Here is a 21,634-nt window from a genome sequence, read left to right as displayed (position 1 = left end):
CTCTGGCGTCGTTCTGATTACTCAGGGAAGGGCGCCAGGGTGTCCTCAAGAATGGTCCGGATGCGCTCCTTGAGCTTGATGGCTTCTTCGTCCGGAACGCCATAGGGGCCCATGATGGTGCGGCTGATGGCGAGGCCCATCAGGACGCTGCCGAACAGGCGCGCCCGCAGATCGCTCTGCTCGCCGCCCAGAAGGGCGGCCACCGGCTTGTGAAAGCGGGTCTCGATGGAGTCGCGCACGGCGCAAGCCGCATTGCTGGAGCTGGCCGAGTTCAGCATGATCAGGAGATCGATGAGCTTGTCGTCATCCTGCGGGCCGTCCGTCAGCATTTCGGCGGCGAGCGCCGCCATGCCGCAGCGGCCTTCCTGCAGGAATTCGGGATCGCTGCGACCGTTCTCGAGCGCTTCGAGGAACAAGCCTTCCTTGGACCCGAAATAGCGTCCGATCAGAGCGGAATCCACGCCCGCCTCAGACGCGATATCGCGAATGCCGACATTGTCATAGCTGTCATGGGCAAAGAGCCGCCGCGCCGCATCCAGGATCTTGGCTTCCGTCGCATTGCGATTCTTGGTGATGGGACCGCAGTTCAAATTCCGGCCTTTCTGAGAACTATTCTCATGTCTTCAGCTGTTGACTTTCTGTGTGCGCTGCACAATATGTCATCAACCGATGACAAAAGCAAAAGACGTTTAGACGCACTCAACGGAAGGTCCTCCCCCATGTCATTTCGTTTTGGCCTCCCAGGCGCCGCGATTGCGGCGCTTGTTCTTGTTGCGGGCTGCGGACAAGCGCCCGCTGAAGAAAACAACGCACCACCCGCTCCGGTGGTTCAATCCGCAAATCCCCTCAGCCTCGAGGTTGCAGACTGGGATGAATTCACCGGACGCTTTGAGTCGCCCCAACAGGTGACCATTCGGGCACGGGTGAGCGGCTATCTGCAAGAGGTTCATGTCGAGGATGGCGCGCTGGTGGAAGCCGGCGACCTTCTGTTCACACTCGACCAGCGCCCGTATCAGGCGACGGCAAACGCCGCGCGCGGCCGTGCGCAACAGGCGCGCGCCACCCGAGATCAGGCGCAAGCCGATCTCAACCGCGCCCAGCAATTGCGTGAAGCGGACGCCATTTCCGAAGAAGAGCTCGAACAGGCCCGCACGGCGTCCGCCACGGCGCAAGCCGCCTATGCGGCGACGCAGGCTGAGGCTCAGTCAGCGGCGCTTGAGCTTGAATACACCGAGATCCGCTCTCCCATCGCGGGGCGCCTGTCCCAGCGGATGGTGGATCCGGGCGATCTCGTCTCGGCTGCGGGCGAACCGATGATCACCGTGGTCCAGACCGACCCGCTGCAATTCCCGTTCTACGCCTCTGAAAGCATCTTCCTGCGCTATCAGCGTGAGGAAGGCGCCGGTCTGGGCGCGCCGGTCCAGGTACGCTTGCAGGACGAGACCGAGTTCACCCATGACGGGGTTCTGAACTTCATCGACAACGCTGTGGAGGCGGGCACGGGCTCGATCCTGATGCGGGCCGAGTTCAACAATGAGGACGGGCTGATCCGTCCGGGCATGCTGGGCACGATCCGTGTGCGCGGCTCCGCTCCCTATCAGGCGCTGCTGGTGCCCAAGACGGTCATCTTCTCCGATGCGACCCGGCGTTATGTCTATGTGCTTGGCGAAGGTGATGTGGCGACGCCGCAGCCGGTGACGCTGGGCCCCACGGTGGACAATCTTCAGGTGGTGCATGGCCTGTCGGCGGATACGCCGGTGCTGGTCAGCGGGCTTCAGAACCTGCGTCCGGGCAGCCCGGTCCAGGTGCGTCCGGGCGGCGAGATCGTCCACCAGCCTGCGGATGCGCAGTCTGGCTCCACGCTTCAAACCCGGCCGGCGGGCAGTGCGCGCATCGCTCAATAGCGCGCGCACACCGTCTGGTCCCATCCCCCCTTAAGTCTGGAAAGACCGCACATGCGCCTTTCACATTTCTTCATTCAGCGACCGATCTTCTCGCTGGTGATCGCGGTGTTCATCACCCTGATCGGCCTGTTCGCGTATCCGTCGCTGCCGCTTTCGCAATATCCTGAAATCGCCCCGCCCACGATCGAGGTGCAGGCGAGCTATCCGGGCGCGACCTCCGAAGACCTCGCCGAACAGGTCGCTGCGCCTCTGGAGCAGGAGATCAACGGCGTCGAGGACATGCTCTACATGACCTCCTCGGCCACGGCCTCCGGCCAGGTGGCCCTGACGGTCACCTTCCGTCCGGGCACGGACCTCGACACCGCACAGGTGCTTGTCCAGAACCGGGTGAACCGCGCCGAACCGCGCCTGCCCGAACAGGTCCGTCTGCGCGGCGTGCAGGTGAACCAGCAATCACAGGGCTTCCTGCTGATCGCGGCGCTGATTTCTCCCGATGAGTCTCTCGATACGACCTTCCTGGGCAACTACGCTAACACCTCTCTGCGAGATCGTCTGCTGCGTCTGGAAGGCATTTCGAACGTCCAGATCTTCGGCGGCGGCAACTATGCCATGCGCGTTTGGATCGATCCCGAGCGCGCCGCGGCCCATGACATGACCGCAGGGGATGTTGTGGCGGCCCTGCAAAGCCAGAACATCCAGGCGGCGGGCGGCTCGCTGGGCCAGCCTCCGTTTGACGAGAACAATCCGGCCGAATTCCAGCAGGCGATTTCCGTTCAGGGCCGTCTGATGAGCGTGGAGGAGTTTGGCAATGTCATCGTCAAGCGCGGCGACAACGGCCAGCTGACCCATCTGCGTGAAGTGGCGCGGATCGAATTGTCCGAGGAAGACTATTCCATCAAGGGCTATTTCGGCGGTGATCCGGGCGTGGCCATGGCCATTATCCAGCAGCCGGGCGCAAACGCGCTCGACGCCGCGACCGCGGCTCTGAATGCTCTGGAAGAAGCCTCCGCCGACTTCCCCGAGGGCATGGACTATTTCATCCCCTACAACCCGACCGAGTTCGTGGAAGCCTCTGTGTCCGCCGTGCAGCGCACGCTGATCGAAGCCGTCTTCCTGGTCGTGCTGGTCATCGTGATCTTCCTGCAGAACTGGCGTGCGGCGGTGATCCCGATCGTGGCGATCCCGGTCTCCATCATCGGCGTGTTCGCCGTGCAGCTGGCGCTGGGCTTCTCGATCAACTCGCTATCTCTGTTCGCGCTGGTGCTCGCCGTGGGCATCGTGGTCGATGACGCCATCATCGTGGTGGAAAACGTCGAGCGTCTGATGCGGGAGGGCATGTCGCCCCGCAAGGCGGCCCACCAGTCCATGAAGGAAGTCAGCGGCGCGCTGATCGCCATGACGCTGGTGCTGGTGTCAGTATTCGTGCCGACCGCGCTGGTTCCGGGCATTCCGGGCATCTTCTATCGTCAGTTCGCGGTGGCTGTGGCGACCTCGGCGGTGATCTCGCTGATCATCTCGCTCACCCTGTCTCCTGCGCTGTCCGCGCTGATCCTCAAGCCTCACAAGGAAGGCGATCATGGTCCGCGCTGGCTGGCGCCGCTGAGCTTCGCCGCCAACAAGTTCAACGCCGGCTTTGACTGGCTGTCGGATCGCTATGGTCGCCTGACCGGGCGTCTGGTGCGTCTCGTCACCGTCATGCTGATCGCCTATGCAGGTCTTCTGGCTCTGACGGGCTGGCGTCTGACCGACACGCCTACGGGCTTCATTCCCGAGCAGGATCAGGGCTTCCTGATCGGCGTCATCCAGCTGCCTCCGGGCGCGTCTCTGGCGCGGACCGACGCTGTGATGGCGGCGGCTCAGGACGTGCTTCTGAGCACGGACGGGGTCAGCACCACGGCTGCGATCGTGGGTCTGGACGGGGCCAGCTTCTCGGCGGCGTCCAACGCCGGCACCATCTTCATCCGGCTCGATCCGTTTGAAGAGCGGGAGCACCATCCGGGCATGTCTGCAGTCCAGCTCAGCCAGCAGCTGACGGGCGCGATCAACATGGCCCTTCCTGAAGGCGGCGCCTTCATCATCGCGCCTCCGGCGGTCCAGGGTCTGGGCAATGGCGGCGGCTTCAAGATGATGATCCAGGGCCGTGAAGGCCAAAGCTATGCCGAGCTTCAGAACGCGACTTTCGCGATGATGGGCGCGGCGCAGCAGAACCCGAACGTCACGCAGGTCTACACCACCTTCAACACCAACGCGCCGCGCATTGATGTGAATGTGGATCGCGAGCTGGCCTTCCAGCTCGGTGTTCAGCCTGCCGATGTCTACGAGACGCTGGGCGCTTACATGGGCTCGACCTATGTGAATGACTTCAACTTCGTGGGCCGGACCTTCCGGGTGATGGCGCAGGCGGATGCCGAGTTCCGCAATGATGTTTCCGATCTGGCTCAGCTTCGGGTGCGGTCGGCGTCAGGCGGCATGGTGCCGATTTCCGCGATCGCCCAGATCCAGGAGAACTCCGGACCTGTGCGCGTGGTGCGTCACAATCTGTTCCCGTCCATCGAACTGCAGGGACAGGCGGCGCCGGGCGTGTCGACCGGTCAGGCGCTAGCGTCCATGGAAGCGATGGCCGATCAGATCCTGCCCGCCGGGGTCAGCTATGAATGGACCGAGCTGGCTTACCAGCAGAAGGCGGCGGGCAATTCAGGCCTGATGATCTTCGGCCTCGCCGTGGTCTTCGTCTTCCTGGTGCTGGCGGCTCAGTATGAAGCCTTCACCCTGCCCTGGGCGGTGATCTTCATCGTGCCGATGTGTGTGCTGGCGGCGATGATCGGGGTCAATCTGGCCGGGTCGGACAACAACATCCTCACCCAGGTCGGTCTGGTGGTGCTGATCGCACTTGCGGCCAAGAACGCCATTCTGCTCGTGGAATTCGCCAAGCAGGCGGAAGACCGCGATCACAATGGCCCGCAAGAGGCGGCGGTCGCCGGCGCCCGTGTGCGCTTGCGCCCGATCCTCATGACCTCCTTCGCCTTCATCTTCGGCGTGACGCCTCTGGCGTTCTCGCACGGGGCGGGCTCGGAAATGCGTGAGGCGCTCGGCATCGCGGTGTTCTCCGGCATGATCGGGGTGACCGTGTTCGGCCTGCTGTTCACGCCGGTCTTCTATGTGGTCGGTCGCTGGCTCTCCGGGCTTATGCCCCAGGGGCCCAGCGGTCCTACCGACCCCGAATACTGGCTGTCTGAAGAAGACCACGGCGCGGAAAACGCCGATGAGGAAGGAGGTCGCGCATGACCTTGAAATCTCTGACCCTCATGATGGCGAGCACGCTGGTCCTGACCGCGTGCGCCACCACCAGCCCGGATCTGTCGGATTCAACGCTCGACGGGCGTTTGGGCGGCGAGCTGGTCTCGGCGTCTGACGCCGGGCCGTTCACCCAAGCCCAGCCCGACCCGATGTGGTGGCGGCTCTATGACAGCCCCGCGCTCGATGGCCTGATCACGGACGCGCTGGAGAACAACAATTCTCTGGCGCAGGCCGAGGCCTCGCTGGCGCAGGTGCGCGCCAGCCTGGGCGAAGCGCGCTCTGCGCGCCTGCCGTCGACCGAGTTGTCGGCGCAAGGCGGCTATGTGGAGCAACCGCTTTCCCAGGGCGGCTATGATGGCGAGCAATACGGCGCCGGCTTCTCCACCAGCTGGCAGGTCGATCTGTTCGGTCGGGTCCGCAACGCCATCCGCGCTGCGCGTCAGGATGTCGTGGCGGCTGAAGCCGCCCATGACGCCGCCGCCATTCTGGTGGCCGGCGAAACCGCGCGCGCCTGGGCGGATTATTGCGCCGGGACGCGTCTGGTCAGCGTGGGCGAGAACAATGTGGCCCTCGCCGAACAGTCGCTGGACCTGACCGAGCGTCTTTATGATGCAGGTCGCGGCTTGCGCCTGGATGTGGTGCAGGCGCAGAGCCGGCTGGAAACCAGCCGCGCCGAGCTGCCTTCCCTGCGGGCTTCGCGGGATTCTGCGGTCTTCCGCCTTGCGACCCTGACCGGCCGCACCCCGTCGGAAATGCGCGCCGTGATCCCGGCCTGCGAGGCGGCGCCGCGCCTTGAAGGGGCGATCGCCATTGGTGATGTCTCGAGCCTTCTGGCGCGCCGTCCGGACGTGCGCGAAGCCGAAGCGCGCCTCGCGGCGGCCTCGGCCCGTGTCGGCGTCTCCGTCGCCCAGCTCTACCCGTCTGTGACGCTGGGAGGATCGATCAGCTCGACCGCCTTTGATCTGGGCGATGTGGGTGACGAGGACAGCCTGTCGATCTCACTTGGCCCGCTCATCTCGTGGAGCTTCCCCAACCAGTCTGCAGCCCGGGCGCGCATGCGTCAGGCGGAAGCCGGGGCGCAGTTCGCGCTGGCGGGCTTTGACCAGACGGTGCTGGAAGCGCTGCAGGAAACCGAGACGGCCCTGACGGTGTTCGCCGCAGAGCGTCAACGTCGCCAGTCTCTGGAAGTGGCCCGTGATGCGGCGGCGGAAGCCGCCCGGCTCGCCCGGATCCGGTATCAGGCCGGTTCGGAAAGCTATATCGCGGTTCTGGATGCGGAACGCACCCTCGCCAACGCGGAAACGGCGCTCGCCAGTTCCGATGCGGCGGCGGCCAGTTCCGAAGTGGACGTTTTCATGGCTCTGGGTGGTCGCTGGACTGAAACCGGCGACCAATAATCCCGAAGTTCTGGAAACGTGTTGAAGGCCGCGCTGGATGTCCCCCCATTTGCGCGGCCTTCGCTATTTCAGGGGTCAGACGAGGTCGCCGGATTCGGTGACGATCTCGAACTCGTCCGCCCGGTTTGACAGGCGCACCGCCGTCAGCGGCGCATCGCGGAAGCGGGTCTGGCGCTCGATGACAAAAACCGGCGCGCCGGGCTCCACGCCCAGATGCTCCTGATCAATCGGGTGAGCCAGCTCCGCGCGTAGCGCGGTGCGGATGAAGGAATAGGGCGCGCGCTGCACCAGCCATTCATTCGGGCTGATCGCCTTGAAGCTCTCGTCTGCGGCCTCGGGCACGGCGTCCAGATTGATCAGACGGTCTTCAAGCTGGAACGGCTTGCCGTCGCTCAGATGCAGGCAGCGCACATGCCGCAGCGGCGCGCCTTCAAACACAGACGGATCGAGCGGGGAGACCGCTTCTTCGTCCACGCAGATCAGCTGATAGCCGTACTGGCCGCCGCGCGCTTCGATCTCATGACGCACGATGGGAATGGTCAGGGTCGAGCTATGGGCCCGGCGATCCACCACCCGCGTGCCCGCCCGGCGCTTGCGCTCGATCAGTCCGGCCTCTGACAGGCTGGCGAGGGCGCGCCGGATCGTGCCGCGCGCCACGCCAAATTCGTCGGCCAGATCCTCTTCGCGCGGCAGGGTGAAACCGGCCGGCCAGCTCTGGTCATTGATACGGCGCAACATCTCTGTGCGGATGGATTCGTAAGGGTGCATGGCGCCTTTTTAAGACTGGTTCGCGTTTCAGCAAAGCCCGTCTTGAACAGCCGATCTTATATGTATAGACATATTGAAGCTGCGAATGAGCGACTCATGATATTGCTGACCGATCTTGTCCTGGCAGGGTTTGACGCCCCTGCGCCCTATGGCCGTATTGATGCGGCTGCGCTGGTGATTGACGGCGATCAGATCGCCTATGCCGGGCCGCAGGCTGAGCTGCCCGAGCGCTTCAAGACGCTCGAACCGGTCTCGCTGGGTGGACGGCTGGTTACGCCGGGCCTGATCGATTGCCATACCCATCTCGTGTATGGCGGCAGTCGGGCGCGTGAGTTCGAGATGCGCCAGTCCGGCGCCAGCTATGCCGATATTGCAAAAGCGGGCGGCGGCATCGTCTCCACCGTCGCCGCCACACGCGCCGCCAGTGAGGACGCTCTGGTCGAGCAGGCGTTGATGCGCCTCGACCGTCTGATCGCGGACGGGGTCACCACGGTCGAGATCAAGTCCGGCTATGGCCTCGATCGCGAGACCGAGCTCAAGCAATTGCGCGTAGCGCGGCGTCTGGGTCAGCTGCGTAAGGTCCGCGTGGTGACAAGCTTTCTGGGCGCGCACGCTATTCCCAAAGGGATGGAGGCGGACGCCTATATCGACACGGTTTGCATCCCCACCCTGAAAGAGGCCGCTTCTGAAGGGCTTGTGGACATGGTGGACGGGTTTTGTGAGTCCATCGCCTTCACCCCCGCCCAGATCGCGCGCGTTTTTGACGTGGCCGTCGAGCTGGGCTTGCCGGTGAAGCTGCACGCCGAACAGCTGTCTGATCAGGGCGGGGCGGCGCTGGCGGCGCGCTATGGCGCGAAATCGGTCGAGCATCTGGAATACATTTCCGACGCCGATATCGACGCGCTGGCGAAAGCGGGCAGCGTTGCGGTGATGTTGCCGGGCGCGTTCTATTTCCTGAAAGAAACCCGCAAACCGCCCATCGAGGGCTTCCGCCGCGCGGGCGTGCCCATGGCGGTGTCGACCGATTCCAATCCCGGCTCCTCGCCCATGACCTCGCTTCTGCTGGCGATGAATATGAGCGCGACCTTCTTCGGCCTGACCCCGGAAGAAGCGCTCAGAGGCGTGACCGTGAACGCTGCCAAAGCGCTGGCGCGGGACGATCTGGGGCGTCTAGGCGCAGGCTGCCTTGCGGATCTCGCCATCTGGGATGTCACCGATCCTGCTGAACTCACCTATCGCATGGGCGACGCCCCGCTTCATGCCCGTTATCTGGGAGGCCAAGCGTGCTGACGCCCGGTTCTGTCACACTCACCGAACTTGAACATATCTGGCGGCAGGGCGGCGATATCCGCCTAGATCCCGCCGCCCGGGCTGGCGTGCGCCGCTCGGCGGAAGCGGTGAAAGCCGCTGCGCGCGGCGCGGACGCCGTCTATGGCGTCAATACCGGCTTCGGCAAGCTCGCCTCGATCCGCATTGCGCCCGATGACACCGCCGCGCTGCAACGCAATCTGATCCTGTCTCATTGCTGCGGGGTGGGGGAAGAGACGCCTGAAGCCATTGTCCGCCTGATGATCAGCCTGAAACTGATCTCGCTGGGGCGGGGCGCGTCGGGCGTGCGCGAAGACCTGATTGATCTTCTGGAGGCCATGCTGGCCAGGGGTGTCCTGCCGGTGGTGCCCGCGCAAGGCTCGGTCGGCGCATCGGGTGATCTGGCGCCGCTGGCGCACATGGCCGCCGTGATGATCGGTGAAGGGCAGGCGCGCTGTCGTGGCGAGGTGCTGTCCGGCGCCGAGGCGCTTTCAAAGGCCGGGCTGACCCCGGTGGTGCTGGGGCCCAAGGAAGGACTGGCGCTGATCAATGGCACCCAGTTCTCCACCGCCTATGCACTGGCGGGCCTGTTTGAGGCGCAACACGCCGCCCGCACCGCGCTTGTGACCTGTTCGCTCAGCATGGATGCGGCGATGGCCTCCACCGCGCCCTTGCTGGAAGAGATCCATACCCTGCGCGGTCAGCCGGGGCAGATCACGGCGGCAAGGGTGATGCGGGGCCTTTTGGAAGACAGCGAAATCCGGCAATCGCACCGCACCGATGATCCGCGCGTTCAGGACCCGTACTGCATGCGCTGCCAGCCCCAGGTCGTCGGCGCAGCCATGGACATGCTGGACAACGCCGCCCGTATGCTCGAACGCGAAGCCAATGCCGCGACGGACAATCCGCTGGTGCTGGCGGATGAGGGCGTGATTGTCTCGGGCGGCAATTTCCACGCCGAGCCGGTAGCGTTCGCCGCCGACATGATCGCGCTTGCGGTGTCGGAAATCGGCGCCATCGCTCAAAGGCGCATCGCGCTTCTGGTCGATCCCACACTCAGCTTCGACCTGCCGCCCTTCCTGGCCGCTGATCCGGGCCTCAATTCGGGCCTCATGATCGCGGAAGTGACCAGCGCCGCGCTGATGAGCGAGAACAAGCACCTCGCCAATCCGTGCTCGACCGATTCAACGCCCACTTCGGCCAATCAGGAAGACCATGTCAGCATGGCCGCCCATGGCGCGCGCCGCCTGATGCGGATGACGGCGAACCTCTATCATATTCTCGGCATCGAGCTGTTCTGCGCCGCCGAGGGCGTGCGTTTCCGCGCGCCGCTTGAAACCAGCGCACCACTGCGCGCCGTGCTCGACGTGTTCAGCGCCGAGATCAAACCGCTTTTGCAAGACCGCTATCTCGCCCCCGATCTGGAAGCCGCAGCCCGTCTGGTGCGCGGCCCGCAGATCCTGGCCGCCGCCGGGGTGAGCGCCTCTGATATGGAGAGCCTGTGATGACTGATCGTCGCCAGAACGCCCGCGAAGTCCGCCCGCCGACGGGGACCGCGCTGAACGCCAAATCCTGGCTCACCGAAGCGCCGCTCCGTATGCTGATGAACAATTTGCACCCGGACGTGGCCGAGAACCCCGATGAGCTTGTGGTTTATGGCGGGATTGGTCGCGCCGCGCGTGACTGGAACAGCTTTGACAAGATCGTCGAGAGCCTCAAGGCGCTGAACGAAGACGAAACCTTGTTGGTTCAGTCGGGCAAGCCGGTCGGGGTGTTCCGCACCCATGAGAACGCGCCGCGCGTGCTGATCGCCAACTCCAATCTGGTGCCGCACTGGGCCAATTGGGACCATTTCAACGAACTCGATAAGAAGGGTCTGGCCATGTACGGCCAGATGACGGCGGGCTCGTGGATCTATATCGGCACCCAGGGCATTGTTCAGGGGACGTACGAAACCTTCGTCGAGGCGGGGCGCCAGCATTATGAGGGCGATCTCAAGGGCCGCTGGATTCTGACCGCGGGGCTTGGCGGCATGGGCGGCGCCCAGCCGCTGGCCGCTGTGATGGCGGGCGCGTGCTGTCTGGCGATCGAGTGTGACGAGACCCGTATCGATTTCCGCCTGCGCACCGGCTATGTGGACGAGAAGGCGACCTCGGTGGACGAGGCGCTTGCGATGATCGAGCGCTGGACGAAGGTGGGCGAAGCCAAGTCCGTGGGACTTCTGGGCAATGCCGCCGAAATCCTGCCAGAATTGTACAAGCGCGGCGTGCGCCCGGACATGCTGACCGACCAGACCAGCGCCCATGACCCGATCAATGGCTATCTGCCGGCGGGCTGGAGCGTGGCGGACTGGCGCGATGCGCGTGAACGCGATCCCAAAAAGGTCGAGGCCGCCGCCCGCGCCAGCATGAAAACCCATGTGGAAGCCATGCTGGCCTTTTATGCCGACGGCGTGCCCACGCTTGATTACGGCAATAATATCCGTCAGGTGGCGCTGGAAGAGGGCGTGAAGAACGCCTTTGATTTCCCCGGCTTCGTGCCCGCCTACATTCGCCCGCTCTTCTGTCGCGGCGTGGGTCCGTTCCGCTGGGCGGCGCTGTCCGGTGATCCTGAGGACATCTACAAGACCGACGCCAAGGTGAAGGAGCTGATCCCGGATGATCCCCATCTTCACCAATGGCTGGATATGGCGCGCGAGCGCATCAGCTTTCAGGGCCTGCCCGCGCGCATCTGCTGGGTTGGGCTGGGCCAGCGCCATCGCCTGGGCCTCGCTTTCAACGAAATGGTCCGCAATGGCGAGCTGAAAGCGCCGGTGGTGATTGGCCGCGACCATCTTGATTCAGGCTCCGTCGCCTCGCCCAACCGGGAAACCGAAGCGATGAAAGACGGCTCTGACGCGGTGTCGGACTGGCCGCTTCTGAACGCGCTTCTGAATACCGCAAGCGGCGCCACCTGGGTCAGCCTGCACCATGGCGGCGGGGTCGGCATGGGCTTCTCCCAGCACTCAGGCATGGTGATCTGCTGTGACGGCAGTGAAGCTGCAGACAAGCGTCTGGCCAATGTGCTGTGGAATGATCCTGCGACGGGGGTGATGCGTCACGCCGACGCGGGATACGAAATCGCCCTCGACTGCGCGCGGGAGAACGGGCTCAATTTGCCCGGCATCCTCTAGAAGGCGTTTGAGATGAGCGTCACCCTTACCCCGGCGCCGGACTGGACCGGCCGCATGGACCCTGAAGACGGGCCGGATGCGATCCGACTGCATCAGCTGGTGAAGCCGGGCGCCAGGCGCGCCGTCCTCGGGTTTGCGTGTGACGCCGGGGTGAAGCGCAACAAGGGCCGCGTAGGGGCCAAGGAAGGGCCCGCCGCCCTGCGTCAGGCGCTCGCCAACCTGTCCGCGCCCGCAAACGCGCTCGCGTTTTCAGACCTTGGTGATGTGGCGGTGGACGGGGATGCGCTGGAAGCGGGGCAGGAAACGCTGGCGAACGCTATTCGTGACGCCCTGTCCGAGCATGAGCGGTTGGTGGTGCTGGGCGGCGGGCATGAAACCGCCTTCGCCAGCTTTAAGGGCTTGCGCAAGGCGCACCCCAAGGCGCGCATCGGCATTCTCAATCTCGACGCTCATCTTGACCTGCGCCTGCCCGGCGAGGCGGGCGGGTCGTCCGGAACGCCGTTTGCGCAGATTCGCGCGCTGGACCCGGATCGCTTTGACTATCTGTGCGTGGGCTATGCCGAGGAGGCCAATACCCAGGCCCTGATGAAACGGGCGCAGGACTGGGGCGTGGGGCTGGTCCGGGATCACGAGCTGATCGCCGATCCGCTGGCGGCTTATCCGGCGATTACCGATCTGATTGCACGCAATGATTTTCTGTACCTCACCATCGATATCGATGTGATGAGCCATTTTCAGGCGCCGGGCGTCAGCGCGCCCGCGGCGCGCGGCGTGCCGTTCTCCACAATCGAGCAGATCGTCAGCTTTGCGCTGAAGACCTCGGCCAGCCTGAAAACCCCGCTGGCGCTGGCGGACCTTGTGGAGTTGTCTCCGGTTCATGACCGGGACGGGGTGACCGCGAAAACCGCCGCCGTTCTGGCGCGCCGGATTTTGATGAGCTGATCGGACGCAGGTCTGATCCTCTTGTCAGGCTGCGCGCTTGTCGGCTCTATGGCGTCTGGCCAGTATCAAGAGATCGCCCATGAATGTCCGGCGCAATTTGCGGGTCCGCGATATCAGCGGGCTCATCGAATCCCGTTTGTGGGCGCAAATCCTTGTGGCGATGGTGGTGGGCGTCGGACTGGGGCTCTTGCTGTCGCCACAGACCGAAGGCCCGTTCTCCCTTGACCCTGCCACGGCCGAGCAATGGGCGGAATGGCTGCGCCTGCCGGGCCAGTTGTTTCTGAATGTCATCCAGATGGTGGTGATCCCGCTGGTGGTCACCTCGATCATTCTCGGGCTCACTTCAGCAGGGGACCCGGCCTTCCTGCGCAAGGTCGGTCTCAGGATCGCACCCTATTTTGTCGGCACGACCACGCTGGCGGTGCTGCTGGGCGCGCTGGTGGCGACCACGATCAGGCCGGGCCAGTTCATTGACGGGGCTGATTTCACCGCCGAGGCGGTGGACGGGTCGCAGATGACCGAAGCGCCTGCGGCGATGATGTCGGTCCCTGACCAGATCGCCAATCTTGTGCCCGCCAATATCGACAACGCCATGCTGACGGGGAACATGCTGCAGATTGTGGTCTATGCCCTGTTTATCGGGGTGGCGATGTCGATCATCGGGCCGGACCGCTCCGAACCCCTGAGCCGCCTTCTTCAGACCGTGCAGGAAGTCGCGATGAAGATTGTCGGCTGGGCCATGCGGCTCGCGCCGTTCGCCGTACTGGGGCTGATCACGGACTTTGTCATCCGGGCGGGCTTTGACGCGCTGGTGGGGCTCTCGGCCTATATCCTGTCCGTGCTGCTGGGGCTGGTCGCGCTGCTGGTGGCGTACTGGCTGATTGTTCTGGTGCTGGGGCGGCGCAATCCGATCGCTTTCGCCGGCCAGGTGGTGGAGGCGCAATTGCTGGCCTTCTCCACGTCGAGTTCGGCGGCGACCATGCCGCTGTCGCTGCGGGTGGCCGAAGACCGGCTGAAAATCGCCCCGCCGATCGCCCGCTTCGTCATCCCGCTGGGCGCGACGGTGAATATGGATGGCACAGCGCTCTATCAGGTGGTGGCGGCGCTCTTCATCGCCCAGCTCTTCGGCGTGGAGGTGACCACCGCCCAGTTCGCGCTGCTGGTGATCACGGTGGTGGGCGCCAGCATTGGCAGCCCGTCAACGCCCGGCGTTGGCATCATCATTCTGGCGACCATCCTGCAGGGGATGGGCATTCCGGCGGCGGGCGTGGCGATCTTGCTGGGCGTCGACCGGATTCTCGACATGTGCCGCACGGCGGTGAACGTCACGGGTGATCTGACCGCCTGCGTGGTGATGGATCGCTGGTTGGAGGATGTGAAACAGGACCCGCTGGCGGCGGTGCCGCAGAACGAGCCCCCGCCTTCACAAGGCTAGCTTGAAGCCTTCATGGCTGGCGACGAACCCAAGGCTTTCATAAAAGCGCAGAGCGTCGGTCCGGCTCTTGTCAGAGGTCAGCTGCACCAGCTGGCAGTCCAGCGCCCGACACTGTTCAATCGCCCATTCGATCATCTGACGCCCCAGCCCCGCGCCGCGAAGGCGGCTGGCGATACGCACGCTTTCAATCTGGCCGCGCCACATGCCCAGCCGCGACAGGCCGGGAATGAAGCTGATCTGCAGGCAGCCTGCAACGCCGTCCTCGTCCTCCACTACGGCCAGAAGCTGGTTGGGGTCGGTATCGATAGCGGTGAACGCTGTCACATAGGCGGGGTCGGTAGGCGTGCTGACGCGCTCGCGCATCGCGCCCAGCGGGTCGTCGGCCAATAGCGCGATGATGGCGTCAAGATCGCGAGCCTCAGCGCGACGGAAACGGGGCTGGCACATACTCATCCGCCGACGGTCTCAGCGCACAAATACGCGCGGCTCAACGCCTTGATGTCACGAATATAGCGCTTCTGATTCCAGCCGCACTCAAGCACCAGGTTCTCCCAATTGCGCACCGACAATAGCGTCCACAACATATCTGTCGCAGGTTGTTTGCCGACGCCCTCCCGCAGCAAGCGTGCAGTCTGAAGCGCGTTCACCGCCGCCTCGCAGCCCTGCCGCATGGCGTTCATCCGATCCTCCCAGGCAAGCCGCGCGGCCTCGTCAGACGGCGCCATCGCCATCAGGGCGCGGCCCACCGGATAGATCACCGGGATATACGCCCCCCAGGCGTCAATAAAGGCGTCCAGCCGGTCCAGCCCGGTCGCGGCGCGGCTGGCGATCAGCCGCTCATCCACATGCTCGACCTCATCAATATGCCGGGTCAGGGCGATCAGAAGCTCCGCGCGTGTCTTGAAGTGCAGATAGACCGCCTGACGGCTGACGCCGGCGGCTTTGGCCACATCGCTCATCCGCGTGGCGGCGCCCGCATCGCTTTCCAGCAAGGCGCGGCAGGCGTCGAGAATTTTGGTGCTGGTAACCGAGGCGTCCGCCATGCCGGGCTCCTTGATAGGGATTGATACGGATCAGGCTCGAATGAACTTGACATCGTGTCAAGTCAGCGACACTTGTCATGGTGTAAACTTTACACAGCGTCAAGTGACGCGTCAGGAGCCCGAGATGAGCATTTTTGCCTCCGTTCGCCGCGCGTTCACGCGCACCTCACCCATTCTCGTCACCGGAGCCAGTGGCAAGACCGGCAGTCGCGTCGCGGCCCGGCTGGCCCGGCAAGGTCATGACATCCGGCTGGGGTCGCGCCGCGCCGATATCCCGTTTGACTGGAATGCGCCGCAAGGCTGGGCGGCTGTGCTCAAGGATGTGAAAGCGGTCTACATCGCCTACTCGCCGGATCTTGCGGTGCCGGGCGCGGTCGAGCTGATCACCCGCTTTGTCGAGGCGGCGCAGGCTGCAGGCGTGAAACGTCTGGTGCTTCTGTCCGGGCGTGGCGAAGCCGAAGCGCAGGCTTGCGAACAGATTGTCCTCAAGAGTGGTCTGGAAGCGACCGTGGTGCGCGCCAGCTGGTTCAATCAGAACTTCTCCGAAGGCGGCTTCGCCGGGATGGTGCAGACCGGACAGATCACCCTGCCGGGCGCGGATGTGCTCGAACCCTTTGTGGATGTGGATGATATCGCCGAGGTCGCGGTTGCTGCGCTGACCGGGGAGGGACATGCGGGTGAGATCTATGAAGTCACCGGCCCGCGCCTTCTGGGCTTCGCCGAGCTGGCGGCGATCCTGTCAATGGCGTCCGGGCGCGAGATCGCCTACATCCCCATCCCGCACAAGGATTTCCTCGACGGGCTGAAGGCGGAGGGTGCGCCGGGCGAGGTGGTCTGGCTGATGGATTACCTGTTCAGCACGGTCTTTGACGGTCGCAACGCGCAGGTTTGCGATGGCGTTGAACGGGCGCTCGGACGCAAGCCGACCGATTTTGAGACCTTTGCGCGCAAGGCTGCCGCGGCGGGCGCTTTCAAAGTCACTGAGCCGGCCTAGGGGATGACCATGACCCTTTATACGGTGATTGCGCTGGGCCTCGTCATGATGACGGGGCTCGGGGCCGGCGTCTTCCTCGCCTTCTCCGATTTCATCATGCGGGGCTTGCGTCTGGCGGAAAACGGCGCCGGCCCCGCCGCCATGATTTCGATCAACCGGGTGATCTATCGCTCGCTCTTTCTGACCGGCTTCATGGTGACGACGCCGGTGGCGGCGACCCTCGCGGTCTGGGCCCCTCACGGGGTCAGCGATGAGGTGCGCGGACTGTTCGGCGCGGGCGCGGGGGTCTATGGCGTCCTCGTGTTCGGCCTGACCGCCGCCCGCAATGTCCCCCTGAACAAACAGCTGGATGCCTCCGGCGGCGAGGCTTCGGTCTGGGGTCGGTATCAACGCGTATGGACGCTGTGGAACCATGTTCGTAGCGTCGGAGCGATCCTGGCCTTTGGCCTGTTCGTACTGGCGTTTGCGCGCCTGATCTGACGACCGGAGAGCGATGTGAGACCGTGTCTGGCCCCAGCATTTCTGAGCCTGTTCCTGCTGGCGGCGCAACAGGAAGGCCGTGAGGCCGGGGACCTGCAGTCCTGTCCTGCTGTATCGTTCCCGCTTTTAAACGAGTTGTCCGCAGAGCGCCTGCTTTCCCCCTCCGTCGACTTGCCCCAGAGTGGATTCGTATGGGTGGACCGGGGGTGGCGGCATGGATCGGCTGAACGCGCTTGAGATCTTTCGCAAGGTCGTGGACCGCAATGGCTTCAGCGCTGCGGCGCGTGATCTGGGGCTGTCAAACGCGTCGGTCAGCAAGGCGGTCAAGGAGCTTGAAGCCCAGCTTGGCGCCCAGCTCATTGTACGCACCACGCGCTCCTTGCACCTCACTGATGTGGGGCAGGCCTATTATCAGCGCGTGGGGGATGTGCTCGATTCCCTGCGCGAAGCGGACGAGCAGGCGCGAAACGAGAGCGCGACCCCTCAGGGGCGGTTACGCGTCTCCGCGCCCATGTCGCTGGGGCTTGTGGCGGTCCAGGAAGCGTTGCTGTCCTTCTGCAAGGCCTATCCCGAAATCATCCTCGACCTTCATATGAGCGACGCCATGGTGGATGTGGTGGGCGAGGGGTTTGACGCTGCGATCCGGGGCGGCGTGTTGCCCGATTCCAGTCTGAAGGCCCGCAAGCTGATGGATATCAACCATGTGGTGGTCGCGACCCCGGACTATCTGGCGCGTAACCCCGCCATCACCCGGCCCGAGGATCTGAACGCCCACGATGCGCTGGTTTTCTCTGGCGTCATCGAGCCCCAGACTCTCTACAGTTTCCGACGCGGCGATGAGCTGGTGCAGGCTCAGCTCAGAACGCGCTTCCGGGTCAATAACTCGCTGGCGGTGAAGGCGGCAGTGCTGGCGGGGCTGGGTGTCGCTTCCCTGCCCAATATCTACGTCCGTCAGGAACTTGAGAGCGGGTCGCTGGTGCAGGTCCTTGCGGACTGGCGCGGGTCAGAGCGCGGCCTGTATGTGGTCTATCCCGAACAGCGCGAGATGTCGCGAAAGCTCCGGGCCTTGCTGGACCATCTCAGCGCCGCCTTCAAGCAGGCGGGCTGATGCTCATAGTTTCTTTTGGCGAAAATATTATTTCAAAAACTGGCCGATTATTCGCGATTGATGAAGGCTCTATCTGTCGCCCGTCTTGAAACGGGAGGCCCTCATGCAGGTTCAAATCGCAATCGTCTATCACTCCGGCTACGGCCATACTCAGGTTCTGGCCCAATCAGTCGCGCGGGGCGCTGAAGCGGGCGGCGCCGATGTAGCGCTCATTCAGGTGACCGAGATCACCGAGGCCGACTGGGCGGTGCTGGAGCGGGCGGACGCCATCATCTTCGGCTCCCCCACTTATATGGGCGCCGTGTCCGGCCCCTTCAAAATCTTCATGGATCAAAGCTCGGCGGTGTGGATGCAGCGCGGCTGGGCGGACAAGCTGGCGGCGGGCTTCACCGTGTCCGGCTCCATGGCGGGCGACAAGTTCGCCACCTTGAGTCAGCTGTCCACCCTTGCCGCCCAGCACGGCATGCTGTGGGTCAGCCTCAACCAGATGCCGGGCAACAACCTGTCCACCGCCAGCGCGGATGATCTGAACCGGGTCGGGGCCTCGCTGGGTGTGATGGCCCAGGCCAATAATGATCAGGGACCGGACCTCGTGCCGCCCAAGGCTGACCATCTGACAGCGGAGAAGCTGGGGGAACGGGTGAGTCGATTGGCGCTCCGGTTCCGTTTGGGTCAACCAGCATCGGCCTAAGATCACGACTCTCGGGCGCTCATGCCCCTGAAACTGGCATGAAATGACCTCAACATGTCTGGATTTGCGCTTCCCCTCAGGATTGCGCCAATCCAGACTGAGCAAAAAATGGGGTCATAATGCGTATTCTGGGATTTGGTCTGGCCGGTCTGGCCCTGATTGCTGCTCTGGTCTGGGCGGTGTTTTTCAAATGGCCATCAGCGTTGACCGGGACATCGGTCGAATCTGCAGTGCTGATTTCCGATGTCCGGCTTGTGTCGATGGTTCCGGGCGCCGCCGAGGTCGAGCCCCGTCGCGATGTGCTGGTGCTGGATGGCGTCATCGCCGCCATCACTGATCACGGCGCGCTGGAGGGCGACCCCCGGCTTGAGGGCGCGCTGCGCGTGGACGCGGCAGGGCAGACGCTGCTGCCGGGCCTGATCGACGCCCATGTGCATGTCTGGGATGTGCCCGAGCTCGCCGCCTATCTCACTCATGGCGTCACAACGGTGCGCAATCTGTCCGGTCTTGAAGTGCATCTGCGCTGGGCGGACAAGATCGAGCGCGGCGCCCTCCTGGGCCCGACGCTTCTGACCACCGGGCCGATCCTGAACTCCCCCGGTCCCAACGCCCAGTCCAACCATGTGCTGGTGATGACCGGGGATGAGGCCCGCGCCGCCGTGCGTCGTCAGCATGAGCAGGGCTTTGAGCATCTGAAAGTCTATTCCAACCTGTCCGAAGACGCCTATCGCGGGGTTCTGGACGAGGCGCGCGCGCTGGGTATGACCGTCTCCGGCCATACGCCTGAAGGCGTACGCGAACCCGGCATTCCGCTGGAACGCGACTTCCTGATCCCGTTTGTGAGCGTGCTGGATGATGGTTTCCTGACCATCGAGCACACCGAATCCATTGTCTGGCATGGTCTGCGCGACCGGCTGAACGCAGAACGGATGCAGTCGCTGGTGGATGAGATGGCGGCGGCGGGCGTGGTGGTGACGCCCACCCTGATCGCCCATGACAATCTGGTGCGTGTGGCGGAAAGCGATGGCGCCTATCTTCAGCGCGACGGCGTTGAGGCGATGAACCCGCTGTATGTGAAGGTGGATGCGGGCGTCTACGAGTTCTGGTCCGGGCAGGACCCGGCGTTCCGGGAAGAGGCGCGGCGTCAATTCTATCGCCAGGCCACGGGCCAGATGCATGAGGCGGGCGTCACCCTGATTGCGGGCACGGATGCGGGCATTTTCACCAATCTTCCAGGCCGCTCGCTGACGCGAGAGCTCGAATTGCTCGTTCTCTCCGGCCTGACCCCGTATGAGGCGCTGCAAGCGGCTACGGTGACGCCGGCGGGGGTTTTCGGGCTTGAGGACCGGGGCATGATCGCGCCGGGCCTGCGCGCCGATCTGATCCTCGTCTCAAGCGACCCGCTCAGCGATATTTCCAGCGTGGAGTATCCCACGGCTGTCATGGCCAACGGCGTCTGGCTTGACCAAGGTGATCTTCAGCGCCTGGATGCGGTCAGTCGTCAGGGTTCCCTGCCGCGCAGCGTCCTGAACGCCCTGCCGATCCTTCTGGGCGCCCAATAGCGCGTTTGGCGGGATTTGCGTTTTTTCCGGCCTTACGGTTTTTGCGAAAGGGCGCAATATCCGCCGCATGAACACAAGAGCTGACCCTACCGCCGCCGACACGCCCCTCATCCATGTGGTGATGGTGGCTTACCCTGACGCCCATGTGCTCGACATCACCGGGCCGATGGAGGTGCTGTCCGGCGTCAAGCTGTTCAAGGATGGCGGCGTGGGCGGCTATGAGCTGACGCTGGTCGCCGCTGATCCGACGCCGATCCGCACTACGTCCGGCCTGTCGCTTGTGCCGGACATGACGTTCGAGCAAGTGCGAGACAGCGGCTTGCCGGTAGATGTGCTGATGATCGCCGGCGGGCACGGCACTCAGGCCGCGCTCAAGGATCAGCGCCTGATGGACTTTGTCCGCTGGGCGGATGGCGAGGCGGAGCGGGTGATTTCGATCTGCACCGGCTCCTTCATCCTGGCCGAGCTGGGAGTGCTCAATGGCCGGCGCGCCTCCACCCATTGGTGGTGGTGCCCGGTGATGGCGAAGCGCTATCCGCAGATCGATCTGGACTCTGATGCGATCTATGTGCGCGACGGCAAGTACTGGACGTCTGCGGGCGTGACTTCGGGCATGGATCTGGCGCTGGCGCTGGTGGAGGCGGACTGGGGCCATGACATGGCGCTCAAGGTCGCGCGCTATAATGTCATGTACATGATGCGGCCGGGCGGACAGGCCCAGTTCAGCGCCCAGCTGGTGGCCCAGCAGGTCGATGACGGCCCGATCAACCGTACGCTCCAGTATATTCTGGCGAATTTGACTGACGAGTTGAGCGTGACCCAGCTGGCGCATTTCGCCTGCATGTCCGAGCGCAGCTTTGCGCGCAAGTTCAAGAGCGAGACCGGCCAGACGCCCGCCACCTATGTGGAGCAGGCGCGGCTTCAGGATGCGCGGGTCAGGCTCGAACAGACTGACGACAGTATTGATGTCATCGCGCTCAAGTCAGGCTTTGGCGCCGCCGAGCGTATGCGCCGGGCGTTTCACAAGCATCTCGGCGTCACGGTGCGCGAATATCGCGAGCGCTTCCGGCCCGCACGCGCCCGAACGGCGGAGGCCTGAGTAGATGTCAGAGGTCATGACCGTGGGCGACGCGGGTTTCCGCCCACATGTTCGACCAGTCGCGCAGGGCGTAGAGCACCGGGCCCAGCTCCTCGAGCAGGGCGGTGGGCTTGTAGCCTTCATCAGTGCTTTCCAGCAGCAGCGTGTCTTTGAGAAGCGCAAGGCGCTGGTTGAGGACGGTCGGAGAGATTTCGTCACAGCGGGCGCGCAGCTCGCGAAAGGTCAGCGGGCCGTCGCGCAATTCCCAGATGATGCGCAGGACCCATTTCTGACCCAGGACTTCAAACAGGGCCATCACGGGGCGCGAGGATTCGGTCAGTTTCGCCACAATCTCTCCTCGAAATGGTCACTTGCGCTACGGAAAGCGTAGCGATAAATCTTGCTACACAATACGTAGCGCTTGCCGCCCGGATTTGAAGGGCGGCGTCTACAAA

At 64.1% G+C, this 21,634-nt stretch carries 19 protein-coding genes; 14 read left to right on the top strand and 5 right to left on the bottom strand.

Annotated features, from left to right (window positions below; all coding sequences use genetic code 11):
• Positions 1–17: 17 nt before the first annotated feature.
• On the bottom strand, positions 18–590 hold the full coding sequence (locus tag ACFELO_RS13245; RefSeq protein ID WP_440958243.1) for a TetR family transcriptional regulator: 573 nt from the start codon (positions 588–590) through the stop codon (positions 18–20).
• On the opposite strand from ACFELO_RS13245, the gene ACFELO_RS13240 reads away from it, so the two are divergent.
• From ACFELO_RS13240 to ACFELO_RS13230, 3 genes are read left to right on the top strand one after another with little or no spacing between them, the layout of a single operon-like run.
• Positions 510–1,904 carry an efflux RND transporter periplasmic adaptor subunit gene (locus ACFELO_RS13240; RefSeq protein ID WP_440958242.1) on the top strand — a complete coding sequence of 465 codons (1,395 nt, stop codon included), beginning with the start codon at positions 510–512 and terminating at the stop codon, positions 1,902–1,904. The genes ACFELO_RS13245 and ACFELO_RS13240 overlap by 81 nt on opposite strands.
• A gap of 51 nt (positions 1,905–1,955) precedes the next feature.
• Entirely contained in the window at positions 1,956–5,189 is a 3,234-nt protein-coding gene (locus ACFELO_RS13235) for an efflux RND transporter permease subunit (protein ID WP_440958241.1), read from the top strand.
• Positions 5,186–6,598 carry an efflux transporter outer membrane subunit gene (locus ACFELO_RS13230; protein WP_440958240.1) on the top strand — a complete coding sequence of 471 codons (1,413 nt, stop codon included), beginning with the start codon at positions 5,186–5,188 and terminating at the stop codon, positions 6,596–6,598. Before ACFELO_RS13235 ends, ACFELO_RS13230 begins: the two co-directional genes overlap by 4 nt.
• 75 nt (positions 6,599–6,673) lie before the next feature.
• Here ACFELO_RS13230 and ACFELO_RS13225 read toward each other — a convergent pair whose 3' ends face one another.
• Positions 6,674–7,366 carry a GntR family transcriptional regulator gene (locus ACFELO_RS13225; RefSeq protein ID WP_440958239.1) on the bottom strand — a complete coding sequence of 231 codons (693 nt, stop codon included), beginning with the start codon at positions 7,364–7,366 and terminating at the stop codon, positions 6,674–6,676.
• Positions 7,367–7,462: 96 nt separating this feature from the next.
• On the opposite strand from ACFELO_RS13225, the gene hutI reads away from it, so the two are divergent.
• The 5 genes from hutI (at position 7,463) to ACFELO_RS13200 (ending at position 14,223) form a co-directional block, all read left to right on the top strand.
• Positions 7,463–8,656, top strand: a complete 1,194-nt coding sequence (gene hutI, locus ACFELO_RS13220) for an imidazolonepropionase (RefSeq protein ID WP_440958238.1) — start codon at positions 7,463–7,465, stop codon at positions 8,654–8,656.
• Positions 8,650–10,179, top strand: a complete 1,530-nt coding sequence (hutH, locus tag ACFELO_RS13215) for a histidine ammonia-lyase (RefSeq protein WP_440958237.1) — start codon at positions 8,650–8,652, stop codon at positions 10,177–10,179. The genes hutI and hutH overlap by 7 nt, the downstream gene beginning before the upstream one ends.
• Positions 10,179–11,846 carry a urocanate hydratase gene (hutU, locus tag ACFELO_RS13210; RefSeq protein ID WP_440958236.1) on the top strand — a complete coding sequence of 556 codons (1,668 nt, stop codon included), beginning with the start codon at positions 10,179–10,181 and terminating at the stop codon, positions 11,844–11,846. The genes hutH and hutU overlap by 1 nt, the downstream gene beginning before the upstream one ends.
• 12 nt (positions 11,847–11,858) lie before the next feature.
• Entirely contained in the window at positions 11,859–12,788 is a 930-nt protein-coding gene (hutG, locus tag ACFELO_RS13205; RefSeq protein ID WP_440958235.1) for a formimidoylglutamase, read from the top strand.
• Between the two features lie 79 nt (positions 12,789–12,867).
• A complete protein-coding gene (locus ACFELO_RS13200; RefSeq protein WP_440958234.1) occupies positions 12,868–14,223 on the top strand; it encodes a dicarboxylate/amino acid:cation symporter in 1,356 nt (451 codons plus the stop codon).
• Here ACFELO_RS13200 and ACFELO_RS13195 read toward each other — a convergent pair.
• Both ACFELO_RS13195 and ACFELO_RS13190 read right to left on the bottom strand, forming a co-directional pair.
• A complete protein-coding gene (locus tag ACFELO_RS13195) occupies positions 14,212–14,676 on the bottom strand; it encodes an N-acetyltransferase family protein (protein WP_440958233.1) in 465 nt (154 codons plus the stop codon). The genes ACFELO_RS13200 and ACFELO_RS13195 overlap by 12 nt on opposite strands.
• Positions 14,673–15,266 carry a TetR/AcrR family transcriptional regulator gene (locus ACFELO_RS13190; protein ID WP_440958232.1) on the bottom strand — a complete coding sequence of 198 codons (594 nt, stop codon included), beginning with the start codon at positions 15,264–15,266 and terminating at the stop codon, positions 14,673–14,675. The genes ACFELO_RS13195 and ACFELO_RS13190 overlap by 4 nt, the downstream gene beginning before the upstream one ends.
• Positions 15,267–15,390: 124 nt before the next feature.
• Here ACFELO_RS13190 and ACFELO_RS13185 point away from each other — a divergent pair, with 124 nt between their 5' ends.
• The 6 genes from ACFELO_RS13185 to ACFELO_RS13160 all read left to right on the top strand — a co-directional run bounded on the left by ACFELO_RS13185 (position 15,391) and on the right by ACFELO_RS13160 (position 21,200).
• On the top strand, positions 15,391–16,260 hold the full coding sequence (locus ACFELO_RS13185; RefSeq protein WP_440958231.1) for an NmrA family NAD(P)-binding protein: 870 nt from the start codon (positions 15,391–15,393) through the stop codon (positions 16,258–16,260).
• 9 nt (positions 16,261–16,269) lie between these two features.
• On the top strand, positions 16,270–16,740 hold the full coding sequence (locus tag ACFELO_RS13180; RefSeq protein ID WP_440958230.1) for an anthrone oxygenase family protein: 471 nt from the start codon (positions 16,270–16,272) through the stop codon (positions 16,738–16,740).
• A gap of 214 nt (positions 16,741–16,954) precedes the next feature.
• On the top strand, positions 16,955–17,848 hold the full coding sequence (locus ACFELO_RS13175) for a LysR family transcriptional regulator (protein ID WP_440958229.1): 894 nt from the start codon (positions 16,955–16,957) through the stop codon (positions 17,846–17,848).
• 103 nt (positions 17,849–17,951) lie between these two features.
• Positions 17,952–18,539 carry a flavodoxin family protein gene (locus ACFELO_RS13170; RefSeq protein WP_440958228.1) on the top strand — a complete coding sequence of 196 codons (588 nt, stop codon included), beginning with the start codon at positions 17,952–17,954 and terminating at the stop codon, positions 18,537–18,539.
• Positions 18,540–18,658: 119 nt separating this feature from the next.
• A complete protein-coding gene (locus tag ACFELO_RS13165) occupies positions 18,659–20,101 on the top strand; it encodes an amidohydrolase family protein (protein WP_440958227.1) in 1,443 nt (480 codons plus the stop codon).
• 67 nt (positions 20,102–20,168) lie between these two features.
• Positions 20,169–21,200, top strand: coding sequence for a GlxA family transcriptional regulator (locus ACFELO_RS13160; RefSeq protein WP_440958226.1), 1,032 nt, complete (start codon positions 20,169–20,171; stop codon positions 21,198–21,200).
• Positions 21,201–21,207: 7 nt separating this feature from the next.
• On the opposite strand, the gene ACFELO_RS13155 is transcribed toward ACFELO_RS13160, so the two are convergent.
• Positions 21,208–21,528 carry a winged helix-turn-helix transcriptional regulator gene (locus ACFELO_RS13155; protein WP_440958225.1) on the bottom strand — a complete coding sequence of 107 codons (321 nt, stop codon included), beginning with the start codon at positions 21,526–21,528 and terminating at the stop codon, positions 21,208–21,210.
• Between the last annotated feature and the right edge of the window lie 106 nt (positions 21,529–21,634).

It is taken from the genome of Oceanicaulis sp. LC35 (assembly GCF_052055585.1).
In the GTDB taxonomy this organism is placed as follows: Bacteria; Pseudomonadota; Alphaproteobacteria; order Caulobacterales; family Maricaulaceae; genus Oceanicaulis.
The sequence above is the reverse complement of the archived record's forward strand: the minus strand, read 5'-3'. Positions and strand labels throughout refer to the sequence as shown.

Coding starts and splice junctions, on each gene's coding strand:
- ACFELO_RS13165 (WP_440958227.1), top strand. CDS start 18,659: ATGCGTATTCTGGGATTTGGTCTGGCCGGTCTGGCCCTGATTGCTGCT.
- hutI (WP_440958238.1), top strand. CDS start 7,463: ATGATATTGCTGACCGATCTTGTCCTGGCAGGGTTTGACGCCCCTGCG.
- ACFELO_RS13185 (WP_440958231.1), top strand. CDS start 15,391: ATGAGCATTTTTGCCTCCGTTCGCCGCGCGTTCACGCGCACCTCACCC.
- ACFELO_RS13195 (WP_440958233.1), bottom strand. CDS start 14,676: ATGAGTATGTGCCAGCCCCGTTTCCGTCGCGCTGAGGCTCGCGATCTT.
- hutG (WP_440958235.1), top strand. CDS start 11,859: ATGAGCGTCACCCTTACCCCGGCGCCGGACTGGACCGGCCGCATGGAC.
- ACFELO_RS13225 (WP_440958239.1), bottom strand. CDS start 7,366: ATGCACCCTTACGAATCCATCCGCACAGAGATGTTGCGCCGTATCAAT.
- ACFELO_RS13240 (WP_440958242.1), top strand. CDS start 510: ATGGGCAAAGAGCCGCCGCGCCGCATCCAGGATCTTGGCTTCCGTCGC.
- ACFELO_RS13200 (WP_440958234.1), top strand. CDS start 12,868: ATGAATGTCCGGCGCAATTTGCGGGTCCGCGATATCAGCGGGCTCATC.
- ACFELO_RS13160 (WP_440958226.1), top strand. CDS start 20,169: ATGAACACAAGAGCTGACCCTACCGCCGCCGACACGCCCCTCATCCAT.
- ACFELO_RS13230 (WP_440958240.1), top strand. CDS start 5,186: ATGACCTTGAAATCTCTGACCCTCATGATGGCGAGCACGCTGGTCCTG.
- ACFELO_RS13190 (WP_440958232.1), bottom strand. CDS start 15,266: ATGGCGGACGCCTCGGTTACCAGCACCAAAATTCTCGACGCCTGCCGC.
- ACFELO_RS13235 (WP_440958241.1), top strand. CDS start 1,956: ATGCGCCTTTCACATTTCTTCATTCAGCGACCGATCTTCTCGCTGGTG.
- ACFELO_RS13175 (WP_440958229.1), top strand. CDS start 16,955: ATGGATCGGCTGAACGCGCTTGAGATCTTTCGCAAGGTCGTGGACCGC.
- ACFELO_RS13180 (WP_440958230.1), top strand. CDS start 16,270: ATGACCCTTTATACGGTGATTGCGCTGGGCCTCGTCATGATGACGGGG.
- ACFELO_RS13170 (WP_440958228.1), top strand. CDS start 17,952: ATGCAGGTTCAAATCGCAATCGTCTATCACTCCGGCTACGGCCATACT.
- hutU (WP_440958236.1), top strand. CDS start 10,179: ATGACTGATCGTCGCCAGAACGCCCGCGAAGTCCGCCCGCCGACGGGG.